12 protein-coding genes and 2 tRNA genes are annotated in these 15,100 nt (G+C 39.6%); 8 read left to right on the top strand and 6 right to left on the bottom strand.

The window, feature by feature from the left end; genetic code table 11:
* Positions 1–141 precede the first annotated feature (141 nt).
* The 3 genes from NBH01_RS03725 (at position 142) to tamL (ending at position 4,378) form a co-directional block, all read left to right on the top strand.
* Positions 142–504 carry a BlaI/MecI/CopY family transcriptional regulator gene (locus tag NBH01_RS03725; RefSeq protein ID WP_008761500.1) on the top strand — a complete coding sequence of 121 codons (363 nt, stop codon included), beginning with the start codon at positions 142–144 and terminating at the stop codon, positions 502–504.
* A 12-nt stretch (positions 505–516) separates the two neighbouring features.
* Positions 517–1,848, top strand: a complete 1,332-nt coding sequence (locus tag NBH01_RS03720; protein WP_048693412.1) for a M56 family metallopeptidase — start codon at positions 517–519, stop codon at positions 1,846–1,848.
* A 211-nt stretch (positions 1,849–2,059) separates the two neighbouring features.
* Entirely contained in the window at positions 2,060–4,378 is a 2,319-nt protein-coding gene (gene tamL, locus NBH01_RS03715) for a translocation and assembly module lipoprotein TamL (RefSeq protein ID WP_225665464.1), read from the top strand.
* Between the two features lie 75 nt (positions 4,379–4,453).
* On the opposite strand, the gene NBH01_RS03710 is transcribed toward tamL, so the two are convergent.
* The 4 genes from NBH01_RS03710 to NBH01_RS03695 form a co-directional block, all read right to left on the bottom strand.
* On the bottom strand, positions 4,454–5,005 hold the full coding sequence (locus NBH01_RS03710; protein WP_008765673.1) for a DUF3332 domain-containing protein: 552 nt from the start codon (positions 5,003–5,005) through the stop codon (positions 4,454–4,456).
* A gap of 105 nt (positions 5,006–5,110) precedes the next feature.
* A complete protein-coding gene (locus NBH01_RS03705; protein WP_011107464.1) occupies positions 5,111–5,548 on the bottom strand; it encodes a DoxX family protein in 438 nt (145 codons plus the stop codon).
* Between the two features lie 167 nt (positions 5,549–5,715).
* Positions 5,716–6,150, bottom strand: coding sequence for a copper resistance protein NlpE (locus NBH01_RS03700; RefSeq protein ID WP_011107465.1), 435 nt, complete (start codon positions 6,148–6,150; stop codon positions 5,716–5,718).
* Positions 6,151–6,321: 171 nt separating this feature from the next.
* Positions 6,322–9,048: a hybrid sensor histidine kinase/response regulator gene (locus NBH01_RS03695; protein ID WP_250699999.1), complete on the bottom strand. Its 2,727-nt coding sequence runs from the start codon at positions 9,046–9,048 to the stop codon at positions 6,322–6,324.
* Between the two features lie 301 nt (positions 9,049–9,349).
* Between NBH01_RS03695 and NBH01_RS03690 the strand changes: the two genes are divergently transcribed.
* Positions 9,350–9,598: a DUF6965 family protein gene (locus NBH01_RS03690; protein WP_011107467.1), complete on the top strand. Its 249-nt coding sequence runs from the start codon at positions 9,350–9,352 to the stop codon at positions 9,596–9,598.
* 111 nt (positions 9,599–9,709) lie between these two features.
* Here NBH01_RS03690 and NBH01_RS03685 read toward each other — a convergent pair whose 3' ends face one another.
* The gene (locus NBH01_RS03685; protein WP_008761508.1) at positions 9,710–10,129 is read right to left on the bottom strand and encodes a BT0820 family HAD-type phosphatase; all 420 of its coding nucleotides are present in this window, start codon (positions 10,127–10,129) and stop codon (positions 9,710–9,712) included.
* Between the two features lie 105 nt (positions 10,130–10,234).
* Here NBH01_RS03685 and NBH01_RS03680 point away from each other — a divergent pair, with 105 nt between their 5' ends.
* The 4 genes from NBH01_RS03680 to NBH01_RS03665 all read left to right on the top strand — a co-directional run bounded on the left by NBH01_RS03680 (position 10,235) and on the right by NBH01_RS03665 (position 12,776).
* A complete protein-coding gene (locus NBH01_RS03680; RefSeq protein WP_011107468.1) occupies positions 10,235–11,623 on the top strand; it encodes a peptide MFS transporter in 1,389 nt (462 codons plus the stop codon).
* A gap of 83 nt (positions 11,624–11,706) precedes the next feature.
* Positions 11,707–12,510 (top strand): MBL fold metallo-hydrolase, encoded by an 804-nt coding sequence (locus NBH01_RS03675; protein ID WP_008761509.1) that lies wholly within the window; start codon positions 11,707–11,709, stop codon positions 12,508–12,510.
* A gap of 89 nt (positions 12,511–12,599) precedes the next feature.
* Positions 12,600–12,672, top strand: a tRNA-Lys gene (locus NBH01_RS03670).
* 31 nt (positions 12,673–12,703) lie between these two features.
* Positions 12,704–12,776, top strand: a tRNA-Lys gene (locus tag NBH01_RS03665).
* A gap of 861 nt (positions 12,777–13,637) precedes the next feature.
* Here the strand turns inward: NBH01_RS03665 and uxaC are convergent.
* The gene (gene uxaC, locus NBH01_RS03660; protein ID WP_008765680.1) at positions 13,638–15,044 is read right to left on the bottom strand and encodes a glucuronate isomerase; all 1,407 of its coding nucleotides are present in this window, start codon (positions 15,042–15,044) and stop codon (positions 13,638–13,640) included.
* Positions 15,045–15,100: the final 56 nt, after the last annotated feature.

The raw sequence follows: 15,100 nt of genomic DNA, 5'->3' as shown, positions 1-15,100 counted from the left end.
AATCGGCTGTTGAACAAGTTTTTTGAAAATAATTCTTTCTCATATTAACAATATTTGTATGAATAAAAATTGATTATCTACTTAATTTTAGTAGATTTGCTTAAAATTAGTAGTTTGATATTCAGTATAAAAGATGACGATATGGAAAGATTGACACAACAAGAGGAAGAAGTGATGATTTACTTTTGGAAAATGGGACCGAGTTTTATCCGGGAGATTGTGAATGAAATGCCGGAACCAAAACCGCCATATACAAGTGTTGCCTCTGTAGTCCGTAATCTGGAGAAAAAGAAATTCTTGTCTCCTTTCAAGTTAGGGAATTCTATTCAGTATCATGTGCTGGTGAAAGAAAGCGACTATAAGCGTAGCTTTATGAATGGAGTAGTAAGTAACTATTTTACAGGTTCGTACAAAGAAATGGTTTCCTTTTTTGTCCGCGATCGTAAAATCAGCAAGAAAGAACTCGAGGATTTAATCAATATTATTGAGGATGAAGAATCATAAATCAAGATAGGCATGGAATCTTTTGCAATCTATTTGATTAAAGTAAATGTAGCTTTGATTGTATTATATGCATTCTATAAGCTCTCTTTCAGCAAGGATACATTTTTCAGGCTGAGACGGATCATGTTGCTGCTGATATGTGTGACTTCGCTGATTTATCCATTGATTGATTTTTCAGGCTGGACGGACGAGTATGCAATAGGAGAAACGATTACTACCGTTTACAATAAACTGTTACCGGAAGTGCTGGTTACTACAGCTGTACCCGTTGCTACAACTGAAGTTGAAGGGACAACCTGGCAGGCCGGTACTTGGTTATGGATTATTTATGGATTGGGAATAGGTATGTTGTTACTGCGTAATCTTTTAGAAGTTAGTAAAATACATCACTCTTTAGCCTGCTCTCAGCGCTATTCTCTGAAAGGTGTACCTGTTTATCAGTCGGAAGACGTAGGGGAGCCCTGTTCCTTCTTTCACTGGATATTCATAAATCCGATGCAATATTCGGATAAGGAAATTAATGAGATATTGATACATGAACAAACTCATGTCCGTGAGTTGCATTCATTGGATATAATACTGGTTCAACTGGTTATATTATTATGTTGGTTTAATCCGTTCTCCTGGTTGATACGCAGTGAAATACGTATGAATCATGAGTATCTGGCGGACAAGCAAGTAGTGACGTCCGGCTATGACAAGAAATCGTATCAATATCATTTGTTGGGAATTAAACATACTTCATTGGCTGCAGCAAACTTCTATAACAACTTTAGTGTATTACCCTTAAAAAAACGAATTAAAATGCTAAACAGAAAAAGAACTCATAACATCATGGTAGGTAAGTATCTGATGTTTATACCAGTGGCCGCATTATTGCTGTTATTCAGTAATTGTGCTAATAAGAAAGCGGATAAAGTCCAGTCTGATACCGAAAAAGCAGATACCATAGAGTTGACTGCTGAACCGGAGAAAACAGCAGAACCTCAAGTTGATATAACGATCACGGAGACGAAGGGTGATTCTATTTATTCAGTAGTGGAAACGATGCCGGATTTCCCTGGGGGACAGAAAGAACTACTGAGCTTTTTGAGTCGCAATATCAAGTATCCGACAAAGGCGATAGAAAGTAAAATTCAGGGTCGTGTTATTGTACAGTTTGTAGTTAACAAAGATGGCAGTATTTCTAATGCGAAAGTAGTACGTAGTGTTGATCCGGATTTGGATAAAGAAGCTCTTCGAGTCATAAATTCGATGCCCCAATGGAAGCCGGGAATGCAAAAAGGGGAGCCTGTATCTGTGAAGTATACAGTTCCTATTGTATTTAGAAATCAACAAAATTAGGAATCTTATTCGCCACGATTTATAGAAATAATTGCAAGGATACATAGTCAGTAATATATAGGTATTAGCAAAGCATACTTTGCAAATTTCTATAATTCGTGGTGAAAAGAACTTTTGTCGCATTAATTATTGTTTTGATAATTTCCCCGAACGAAAAATATGCTCTATCTTTGTCCCTATATATTTGCTTCCGCTTTTATAGAGATACTGTATGAGGAAAGGATTTCTTTACTTATTTACTTTTGCCATTATCATTCTGTCGCTCGCTTCGTGCACTGCCACTAAGTATGTGCCGGATGGCTCTTATCTGCTGGATGAAGTCAAGATTCATACAGATCAGAAAAATGTCCGTCCTTCTTCCTTACGAATGTATGTGCGACAGAACCCTAATGCCAAATGGTTCAGTTTAATCAAAACACAGCTTTATGTTTACAACCTTTCAGGACGAGACTCTACTAAATGGGGAAATAAGTTCCTGAGAAGAATCGGGGATGCTCCTGTAATCTATAGTGAGACTGAAGCGCAGCGCTCGCAAGATGAAATTACAAAGGCAATGCGCAATATGGGCTATATGGCGGCCACAGTGAAGCGTTCGACTAAAATAAAGAAGAAAAAGATCAAGCTGTATTATGAGGTGACAGCCGGCGATCCTTATATTGTCAATTCATTAAAATATGATATTCGTGATCCTAAGATTGCTGATTTTCTGAAGCAGGATTCCGCCAAAAGTCTGCTGAAAGAAGGAATGATATTTGATGTGAACGTGCTGGATGCCGAGCGTCAGCGAATTACTGACAAGTTGCTTCGGAATGGTTATTATAAGTTCAATAAGGATTATGTCGGTTATACGGCAGATACGGTTCGGGGTACTTATCAGGTAGACTTGACCTTGCATTTGCACGCCTACAGAGCGCATGTGAGCGATTCGGTGAAAGCACACCAACAATATTGGATAAATAAGATTAACTTTATTACGGATTATGATGTCCTGCAATCTTCTGCGCTGAACAGTATGGATATCAATGATTCTCTTCATTTTAAAGGGTACCCTATTTATTATAAAGATAAACTCTATTTACGCCCGAAGATGCTTACTGATAATCTTCGCTTTGCTCCGGGGGATTTGTTCGATGAACAGGATGTGCAGCAGACTTATTCCAATTTCGGACGTCTGTCCGCCTTGAAATATACCAATATCCGTTTTCTTGAAAATCAGGTAGGGGATACGGCGAAGCTTGACTGCTATGTGATGTTGACCAAGAGTAAACACAAGTCGGTAGCTTTTGAATTGGAAGGAACCAATTCAGCCGGTGATTTGGGAGCAGCAGCTTCCGTCTCTTTTCAAAACAGGAATCTCTTTCGCGGTTCGGAGACTTTTATGATCAAGTTTCGTGGTGCTTATGAAGTGATTTCCGGACTTCAGGCAGGCTATTCTAACAATAATTATACGGAATACGGGGTGGAGACAAGTATCAACTTTCCTAATTTCCTGTTTCCTTTTCTCTCTTCGGACTATAAACGGAAGATTAGGGCCACTACAGAGTTCGGATTACAGTATAATTATCAGATGCGTCCCGAATTTCTACGTACCATGGCATCGGCTTCATGGAGCTATAAGTGGACTCAACGCCAGAAAATACAACATTGTATCGATTTGATTAATATCGGTTTCCTTTATTTGCCGAGAATTTCGGAGAGGTTTAAGGATGATTTTATTAACAAAGGGCAGAGCCATATTCTTCAGTATAATTATCAGGACCGTTTGATTATTAATATGGGATATAGCTATCATTACAATAGTATTGGTGGTGCCATCATTAATAATACAATTGCTTCCAATTCATATTCCATCCGTTTTAATTTCGAATCAGCGGGAAATATCATGTATGCTTTATCCAAAGCAACGAATATCCGTAAGAATAATGATGGGGAATATGCTATTCTGGGCATTCCATATGCACAATATGTGAAAGGAGAATTTGACTTTTCTAAGAATATAAGGATAGATCATCGTAACTCGTTTGCGTTTCATATAGGTATGGGCATTGCTGTTCCTTACGGGAATGCGAAGACTATCCCGTTTGAGAAACAATACTTTTCCGGTGGTGCCAACAGTGTTCGCGGGTGGACGGTACGTGACTTGGGGCCGGGCTCTTTTGTGAGGGATGAAAATACCAATTTACTGGATCAGTCCGGTGATATCAAGCTGGATGCCAGCATTGAATATCGAAGCAAATTATTCTGGAAGTTTCAGGGAGCCATCTTTGTGGACGCCGGTAATATATGGACCATTCGTGATTATGACAATCAGCCGGGAGGAGTCTTTAAATTCGATAAATTCTATAAGCAAATAGCGGTAGCGTACGGATTAGGGCTTCGTCTGGATCTGGATTTCTTCATTCTTCGTTTTGACGGAGGTATGAAGGCGCTTAATCCTGTTTATGAAAAGGGGAAAGATCGTTATCCGATTATCCATCCTAAGTTCAGTCGTGATTTTGCTTTCCATTTTGCGGTAGGATATCCTTTCTGATCAATCATTGCTAATAAAAAAGGAGATGAAACTGGTTGTACGGTTTCATCTCCTTTTTGTTTATGGTATATGCTTTTAACGAGCGGCAAACATCAGGTTGCTCATAGTAGCCTGACGGGCAGCCATCATACCTTGAGCGTCCAATGTAACGTTCATTTTTTCGCCGTTTGGTAAGAACAGATCAGCAGTACCGTCGTTATTCATCTTTAGCAACTCAGAGCTTTCGCCGTTTGCAACTACATTCCAGGTATTAGCTTCTTTGTTGTAGATCAAATCCATAGAAGCTGTTTCGCCTTCCTTCGTAATTGAATAGCCATTTTCAAGTGTTTTAACCATATAGTTACCGTTTTCTCCTTTTACCTTCTTCACGTCGCCCACATTAGCCATCGGGTTGGAACCACTCCAGAATTCGATAGAGTTGATTACTAAGGCATCAGCAAGGTATGCTACGCCATAAACCGGAACAATGTTGAAAGCTAAAAATACAAGCTCATTTACAAATTTGTTTCCGACTCCTTGATTCCAGGAACTTAAACGGTTGAATAAGCCAAATGATCCAACACAGGAGCTGAATAATAAGCTACCACTAAGTACAACCGCTACTAATGTCAGTTTGCTTTTTTTCATGTTTACTTTACTTTTTGATTAATAAAATGTTGATAAATTCTCTTTTTAATAGATGCAAATATAACATTTTTAAATTAATCAAGGTTATTATTTCTTGTTTTTATATCATTTACGTTTGTTGTGTGCCAACTTGTTTCCAATGAAATGATCTATGGAAAATTTACCGGGTCCGGCAATGTACATTAATACAAATACTACTAAGTAGATGAATGCCAATTCTTTTACTGCAAATACGTCATTAGCATGGATGACAAAAAAGGCAACTATCATCGTAAAAATCATCGGGATCATTGCCAAGCGGTACAGAAAGCCGAAGATGAAGCCCATTGAACATACCAACTCACCAAAGATCGCCAAACCGAGGGATATGGAACTGCCCAGCCCGATCGGATCAGGAAAAGCCGTGGATAACTCCTGGAAATTGCTCCATTTCTGTATACCGTGGTTCATTAATAATATTCCGAAAATGATGCGGACTGCCAATAAAAACAAGGATACTTTAGTTGTATTTGGCTTTGTGGGGAATAAAAAATTATAAATCATAAGTCGTTCTTTTTATAAGTTTGCTTTTTATTTATATAAACATAAAAAATATTGAAATTGTTCTCTGAAAACGATAAAACATAGAAACAAAAAAAGATACCGGAAATAAAATGACTGATCAGCCGCTTTGTTTCCGGTATCTTTTGATAAGGACAGGATTTTCTTGTCTATTCTTTGTTTAGAATATAATGTTCGGCAAGTGCTCCCGTTATTTCTTGTTTGTCATCGTTTAACAGACGAACTTTGTTTTCTTCTACTTTATAATAAGATATCTCTCCACCTTCTTCTTTTAAAGTCAGGATATTACCTTCCAGTGTATAAGTTCCTTTTTCATCAAATGAACTGTCCCGGTCGATGTATACAGAGTGAAGAGTAAACGTCTTGTCAGGATTTAATGTCAGAGTTGTTTCAATGCCCGGACAGTCGGCAGCAGGAAAGACACCTTTATAGGTCCCTTCATAATCAAGCGATGTTTCGGCATTATGTATATCAGCCACTTGGGTTGCTGTACTGTCCGCACTTGTACTATTGTTTGTTTTCGCACTGTTTCCGCATGCTGCCAGAAGAAAGCAGGAACATGCCAGAATGATAACTTTTTTCATGATCGTTACTTTTAATAGTTTATCTAATTAAGTTTATAGTTCGTAAAGGTATAAATAATAAGTTGAATCCGGGCAATAAAAAGAACCGAACAACTTAATTTATGAATTTATAAACGGTCAATACTATCAGAGTACTTAGATAAACTTTATAATTGTATGTTAACATATAACTTACCATTTCTTTGAGAAGAGTTCAAGCAACTGACTTTTCTTCAATGGTTTGGCAAGAAATTCATTGCATCCTGCGTCAAGAGCGCTGATTCTGTCAGCATCAAAAGCATTGGCTGTAAGTGCAATAATAGGTATCCTATTATTAAACTCACGGATTTTGCGGGTTGCTTCCAGTCCTCCCATGACAGGCATTTTCATATCCATGAGAACAAGATCGAACTCTTCCTCACGTACTTTATTTACTGCTTCCGCTCCATTTTGAACATGGGTTAGATGGTAGCTTTTGAGAATATGTTGCACCAACGAATAGTTACTTTCATTATCTTCGGCAATTAATATCTTCAGTTCCTTCTTGTCGATTTCGTTCAAAGAAAGCTGGTGTTGCAATGGCAGTGAAATAGTTGGGTTATGTTCCTTCTGAGTGCTGATTTCACAAGGAATCCATGCCCAGAAAGTCGATCCAATACCGGGAGTGGAAGTAAATCCGACTTCTCCTCCGGCTCCTTCAATGATAGCTCTTGAGATAGCCAGTCCGAGTCCGGTACCCTGGGCAAACTCATTGAGCTTCTGGAAACGTCCAAACACTCGTTCCTGTAATTCTTCCGGGATACCGACTCCGGAATCTTCCACATAGATCCGGATTCCTTCTCTTTCGATGCTGTATCCCATTTTTATATATCCGGATTTGGTGCATTTGACAGCGTTTGTAAGATAGTTCATCCATACTTGCTTGAGCCGGCTTCTATCCAGGAAAATCCAACAGTCCGGACCGGAATTGTCCATTTGAAACTCAACATCCGGATTGGTTATCTTTGGCTGGATCATGGTATAAAGCTCGTTGCATACTTTGGCTAAATTGAATGTTTCTCTTTTGCGTTCAAGAATTCCCGATTCAATCTTGGAAAGGTCGAGGATATCATTAATCAATCGCAATAACAACTCATTATTGGATTGGATGATGCTCATGTATTCTTCTTTTTCTGCCGGATCTTCAGAATATACCATCAGTTCGGAGAAGCCGACGATGGCGTTCAGAGGCGTACGTATTTCGTGACTCATATTGGCAAGGAAAGCCGATTTCAGACGGTCGGAAAGTTCGGCTTTGTCTTTCAGTTCCTTTAGTTGCTGTGCCATTTTCTCCCATTTCGTATTGTTGACTTTAATACCGGTGTAGCGAATTACATTGCCTTTCTTGTCTCTTTCCACTGGTATGCCGGTAACAATGAGAGTCTGCCATTCTTTGTCCCATTTAGTTTTGGATCGGAATTTGAAGTTGAGATCCTTAGTTGTTCCTCCAATCATATAATTAATATGGTTGCGGACCAGCTCGATGTCTTCCGGATGGGTGACATGCAGATAGTCTTCAGGTGTGATTACATTTTCAGAATGGAAGTCATTCACGGGGTCATTAAATGCTTTGAATTGTTTGCTTTTTACTTCAAAATCCCAGTAAGACATGCCTACAGTTTTGAAGGTGAGCTGCATTTTGTAGTTTCTTTCTTCAAGTTCTTCATTCAGCTGATGAAGCTTGGAGATATTTTGCCTGAAACCGGTATATCGTACGTTGTTGCCATATTCGTCTTTCTCGAATGGAACGCCTATGATATTACAATATTGCCAGGATTCATCATACTTCGTTTGCATACGGCAAGTGAAGTTAATGGTGAGTTCCTTGCCTGATAGCATAGACTGTATGGCATCATAGGATGAAGAACGGTCTTCAGGATGAATAACATCCATGTATCGTTGGATGCTCACCAGTTTATCACTGGCATAATCATTGATCGGGTCATTATAGGCTTCGAACTCTTGAGTCCGTACATCGAAATCCCAATGAATGATATTGCTGACTTTCATGGCCAGTTCACGCTTGGCGATTAATTCCTGCGTCTTCTTTACCATTTGCATCCTTTCCGTTATATCCAGTTGGGTTCCTATAATCAGCAATTTCCCAAAATGTTCGAAAGATAACCGCATCATGCTTTCATAATAGCGGTATTGCTTTTCTTCTTCATTATAGAAACGTAAGGTGATGTTTCCTTGCAGAATTTCTTTGTTGGTCAGTTGTGATAAAAGTTGTATTAAAGGTTCATGATCTTGTGGATGCAGTATATTTAGAATCTGATCTAATGTCGTGTTTTTTTTAGCTATAGGATCTCCATGTAATGGATTGAATGTTTTTTTATACACGTCATATACCCAAGACGACATAGAGGCCGCTTCCATTGCCATTTCCAGATTCTTTTTGCTTTCATCCGTACGGAATTCAGCTTCTTTTATGGCAGTCACATCGTTGGAAAGCAATATATGCCCGATGATTTCTCCCTCCTTGCTTCGCAGGGGAACGACCTTTGCTTCATAAATGATCGTGTTCTTATTTTGGGTAGAGAAGTATGCGTTGTCTTTTATCCGGTCAAAGTCGTATTCGAATTCCAGAACAATATCTTCGCCTCTCTGAATGCGATTTTTGAGAGTTTCGTCCACATAAGGACTATTAAAAAGATTGACGATATTAACTACAGTCGTTTTATCAGTGACTCCATACATCTGCAATGCATGTTCATTGATACTGCGCAAGATACCATTTGTATCATAGATCTCAATACTCATTGGCAGACAAGCGTAGATACTTTCTGCAAATAGAAGTTGATCTTTTATTAAAGGGAATGTTTCTGGTGCTGAAGATGACATTACATTTTGGGTAGGTTCTGTTTCACTTGGGTTCATTTGTCCTTTGTTTTTGTCTATGTATGATGCTCTGATTTGTTTGCTATTGATTAATTTATACAACTTCTTGATTGCTGCAAGAAGCTATATGCTCACAAACATACAATAAAAATATGGAATAAAGAAATTAACACTAATAAAAGTGAATGACAACTTTGCTTTTGATTAATGCCAGGAAAGCATGAAAGGCATCTTTTCACTCTCGGGAAATCTATATTATATAAGGTGAAATACTAAAAGTGCTTGTCCGGGTCTGCATATTCTCGTTTTTATCTTTATCTTTGTAGGAAAATATAAAAATATGGCACAACATACTTATGATGAAGAATCGGTCCAGGAGCTGTTGGGCTGGGCGAAAAAGATGCTTGAAACAAAGAATTACCCGACAGAAAAGTATCAGGTTAATGCGTGTACTTCAATCATTGATGGTAAACTTTATCTGGAGTCTTTAATTTCGATGATTTCCAAAAACTGGGAAAATCCGACTTTTCATCCTACCATTGAGCAACTGTGGGAATATAGAGAAAAGTGGGAAGGTCAAAAGGAGTAATGTAAGTTTCAGATCTCCTCAGAAAATGCATAATGCACTCTGAAGCGATGTGCCCGGAGTGCATTATGCATTTTTATTAATGGATGTAAGTCTGATCTTTCGCGTCGGAGATTAAAACGGCAACCATTTTCTTTTTTTCTTCTGACTGGTATTTTCTTCTCTTTGCTGGCTGTATATATCGGCAAATGTCTTTTTCTCTTTTATCATTTCATAGATAATTCCCCAGTCGGGAATACCGCCGACATTCCGGTCGTCTATAAACAGATCGGCTTTCAGTTTTCGGGAAAAGCCCTGATGATCTCTTTCTTCTTCCGGATAGTCTTTATTGGCTGCATAAAACTCCAGTCCTCTGGCTCTGCACCATTCTATGGCTTCGTCCAGAAGTTCTCCCTCGCGTACACTCCACAAGATTAAACGGTGCTTTTCTTGTTGTAACAATTTCAGCGTTTCAACTGCAAATGGAATTTCTTCACCAATACGTGGATAACGATGCTCTACAATCGTTCCGTCAAAATCAACAGCTATAGTCATTATGATATATTTAGAATACGTAATTTAGGACAAAGATACGGACTGTAAGCTAAAAAAACGTATATTTGCGCTGAATTAACATTTTAATAAAAAAACAGAGATTACATGAACAATTCCCCTCAGCGTGCCGCCAAAGGTTTTACAAGAGCCTTTTGGGTGAGTAACACAGTCGAACTGTTTGAACGTATGGCATATTATGCTGTTTTTATCGTTCTCACTATTTATTTATCCAGTATTTTAGGTTTTAATGATTTCGAAGCAAGTATGATTTCCGGCCTTTTCTCCGGAGGATTATATCTGCTTCCTATATTTTCGGGTGCTTATGCAGATAAGATAGGTTTCCGGAAGTCGATGATTATTGCCTTTTCTTTATTATCTATCGGTTATTTGGGGCTGGGCGTATTCCCTACATTGCTCGAAGCGGCAGGGTTGGTGAGTTACGGTGCGACTACCCGGTTTAATGGTTTGCCGGACAGTTCTTCCCGGTGGATTATCGTTCCTATCCTGTTTATCCTTATGATAGGAGGTTCTTTTATCAAGTCTATTATTTCCGCATCTGTGGCTAAGGAGACAACGGAAGCGACCCGCGCCCGTGGTTATTCTATTTTTTATATGATGGTCAATGTCGGTGCTTTTACGGGTAAGACAATTATCGACCCTTTGAGAAATGTGATCGGCGAACAAGCTTATATTTACATTAACTATTTCTCCGGGGCGATGACGGTGATTGCCTTGCTGGCAGTGATCCTGCTATATAAATCGACTCATACGGCAGGTGAAGGAAAAAGTCTGCGTGAGATAGGGCAGGGCTTTATGCGGATTATGACTAACTGGCGTTTATTGATTCTCATTTTAATCGTAACAGGCTTCTGGATGGTACAACAGCAACTTTATGCCACTATGCCTAAGTACGTCATCCGTCTCGCAGGCGAAACAGCTAAACCGGGATGGATCGCGAACGTTAATCCTTTTGTGGTGGTATGTTGTGTCAGCTTTATCACTCGTTTGATGGCAAAGCGCAGTGCGATTACTTCGATGAATGTGGGTATGTTCCTAATTCCTGTTTCTGCATTGCTGATGGCTTGTGGAAACATATTGGGAAATGATATTATCTCAGGAATGAGCAATATTACTCTGATGATGGTGGCTGGTATTGTTGTACAGGCGCTTGCCGAATGTTTCATTTCGCCGCGGTATCTGGAGTATTTCTCTCTGCAGGCTCCTAAGGGAGAGGAAGGTATGTATTTAGGATTCAGTCATCTGCACTCATTCCTTTCTTCTATATTCGGTTTCGGGCTGGCTGGTATTCTGTTGACAAAATATTGTCCGGACCCTGCCTTGTTTGAAACTCGTGCGGCATGGGAGGCCGCCAGTGCGAATGCGCATTATATCTGGTATTATTTCGCTGCTATCGGGCTGATTGCCGCTATAGCTTTGCTATTATTCGCAAAAATCACCGAATCCATCGACAAAAAGAAGAAATCTTCTCGGTAATTATCTTCTTTTTTATGTATATTTGCCGTCACTTTGCTGTAAAAGTTGACGGCATTTTGCATTTTAATAAAGAAAGATAAAACATGAAAGTAAGATTTATAAGCCTGGCGAGTGGCAGCAGTGGGAACTGCTATTATCTGGGTACTGATACCTATGGAATACTGATAGATGCCGGTATCGGCATCCGTACCATCAAGAAAACACTGAAAGATTTCAATATTCTGATGGAAAGTATACGTGCCGTATTTGTAACGCACGATCATGCGGATCACATCAAGGCTGTAGGGCATTTGGGGGAAAAGATGAATATACCTGTTTACACCACGGCTCGTATTCATGAGGGGATTAATCGTAGTTATTGTATGACGGAAAAGCTCAGCACATCGGTTCGTTATCTTGAAAAGCAAGTGCCTATGATGCTCGAAGATTTCCGTATCGAATCTTTTGAAGTTCCTCATGACGGGACGGATAATGTAGGATATTGTATAGAAATAGACGGCAAAGTCTTTTCTTTCTTAACCGACTTAGGGGAAATCACTCCGACGGCGGCAGATTATATCAGCAAGGCAAACTATCTGATTCTGGAAGCGAACTATGACGAAGAAATGCTTAAAATGGGACCTTATCCCCAATATCTGAAGGAACGGATCATGAGCAGGACCGGACACATGAGCAATTCTGCTACTGCTGAATTCCTGGCAGAAAATATCACCGAGCACCTGCGTTATATCTGGTTGTGTCATCTGAGCAAAGACAATAATCATCCGGAGCTGGCATATAAAACGGTAGAATGGAAATTAAAGAACAAAGGTGTAATTGTAGGTAAAGATGTGCAACTACTTGCTTTAAAGCGAAATACGCCTTCTGAGCTTTATGTGTTCGAATAATAACGAAAAAAAGATAGTAAAAAAGCTGCATTATTGTTTGGTCAAATGAAATAAAAGACCTACTTTTGCAACCGCAAACGAGGAAATAAGCACTCTTAGCTCAGTTGGTAGAGCAACTGACTCTTAATCAGTGGGTCCAGGGTTCGAATCCCTGAGGGTGTACAAATCCAAAGTTGCAATATAAAAAAATGTTGCACTCTTAGCTCAGTTGGTAGAGCAACTGACTCTTAATCAGTGGGTCCAGGGTTCGAATCCCTGAGGGTGTACAAAGAATGAAGAAGTAACTTAGTTACTTCTTTTTTTGTTTATATGAACTGCCTTGTAAGGGATCAGTTGTAAATCTTGTGAGGACTACTCTTCAACTCAATTTGAGCCTACTCTTCGGGACTTGTTGCTCCTTAGCCCGAAAGATGCTTGCCGATTTAATCAGACCTGCCTGGTTTAATAGTCTATGCTTCGTTGATTAATCCCTTTTGTATGCTAAGTTAATGTCTTTTGAAAGCAATAAGAACAAGTTTCAGGTACGTGATCCCATCGGTTCATGTACGTGGGCTGATGGGATCACGTGCGTAGTCTGAATGTTTCACGTACGTAAAACGAGAGCATATATCCTGCAAAATGTATTAATCAAGGCTTGTTGATGTATTAAGTATACTGGCTTTAACTATTATACATGCCATCTAAAATGTCTTAGGAGGCCAAAGAAGCATCGTTTAATGCTTTAGCAAATAAAATTTTGTTGTGACTGGGGGGAGAAATAATTGATTAATAGGAATTATAGAAGGCAAAAAGGGGGTAAAATACAATTTTCGGGTCGAAAATCCAGTTCTCTGTGATAAAAAGAAAAAGAAGTTAGTTCCTGTTTAAATGTTGGTAATCAGTGTAGTAGGAGATATGGGTGATAATAGAAAGTGATAAATGAATTCATATAAATTCTATTATCACCTTATTATCACCGCTTATTGTCACCACAATCTTATTGATTACTAACTCTTTAACTATAAAAGGTGACAAGTGACAATAGAATCGTATATGAAACTGCAGGGAGAGGAGCGTTAGTTTTAAAAAAAATACCGCTGTGGAGCATCGGGCCCCGACAGCGGTATTACTATTTAGTAATTCTTGTTTTAGAATTTGAAGAAGTTCTTGGCGTTGTTGTAGCTGATGTCTTCGATCATCTGATTTACGCGATCCATTTCAGATACCGGAATTTCTCCGTTCTCCACATCACGTCCTACCAAATTACATAATGTACGGCGGAAGTATTCATGGCGTGGATAGGAAAGGAATGAACGGGAGTCTGTCAGCATACCTACGAAACGGCTCAAAAGTCCAAGTACTGACAACGCGTTCATTTGTTTTTCCATACCATCTTTCTGGTCGAGGAACCACCATCCGGAACCGAACTGAATCTTGCCGGCTATCGAGCCATCCTGGAAGTTGCCCAGCATAGTGGCAATCACTTCATTGGCGCAAGGATTCAGGTTATAAAGGATTGTCTTGGTCAACTTGCCGTTAACGTTCAGGCGGTCGAGGAATTTAGACATTGCCTTGGCTGTTGTAAATTCGCCGATAGAGTCGAAGCCTGTATCGGGACCTAGCAATTTGAACATCTTCGTATTGTTGTTACGGATAGCACCGTAGTGGAACTGCTGAGTCCATCCTTTTTCCCAGTCCATTTCGCCGAAGATTACCAGCATAGCAGACTTGAATTTCAGGATTTCTTCTTTAGTCAATTCTGCTCCGCCGTATACCTTATTAAATATAGCTTTGATTTCTGCATCGGTGTAATCTTCTGCATAGAATTCTTCGATACCGTGGTCGGACAGGCGGCAACCCTGTTCTGCGAAGAAGTCATGACGTTTGCGGAGAGCCGCAATCATATCGTCGAAATTGGAGATTGTCACACCGCTTACTGCAGACAGTTTTTCTACATAAGCGCGGAAGTCGGCAGGAACTTCTACTGCCATTGCCTTGTCCGGGCGCCAGGTAGGCAACATTTTGATTTCAAAACCGCTTTCGCGTGTCTGGATATGATATTCCAGAGAATCAATCGGATCATCCGTAGTACATACTACTTCTACGTGGTAGCGACGCATCATTCCGCGAGCTGAGTATTCCGGCTGAGCCAGCTTCTCGTTACACTCGTCGTAAATCTCGCGTGCAGTCTTGGGGCTTAAAATCTTGTCGATGCCGAAAGCAGTCTTCAATTCCAGGTGTGTCCAATGATACAACGGGTTGCGGAAGGTATAAGGAACGGTTTCAGCCCATTTTTCGAACTTTTCCCAGTCTGTGGTATCTTTTCCTGTACAATAACGTTCGTCTACGCCATTTGTACGCATTGCACGCCATTTGTAGTGGTCGCCACCCAACCAGATTTCAGTCAGTGATTTAAACTTGTAGTCGTCAGCTACCATTTGGGGGATTAAATGACAGTGGTAGTCAATAATCGGCATTTTAGCCGCATGCTCGTGATACAACTTTTGTGCAGTTTCTGTCTGCAGCAAAAAGTTTTCATCCATGAAGTTCTTCATTGTTACTGTGTTTTTAGTATATAAAATTATTACTTTCTGCATTTATACCTATATAG

The sequence above is a fragment of the Bacteroides sp. B1-V-101 genome, from assembly GCF_023656585.1.
Classification (GTDB): Bacteria; Bacteroidota; Bacteroidia; order Bacteroidales; family Bacteroidaceae; genus Bacteroides; species Bacteroides thetaiotaomicron.
This window is presented reverse-complemented; position numbering and strand designations above follow the sequence as displayed.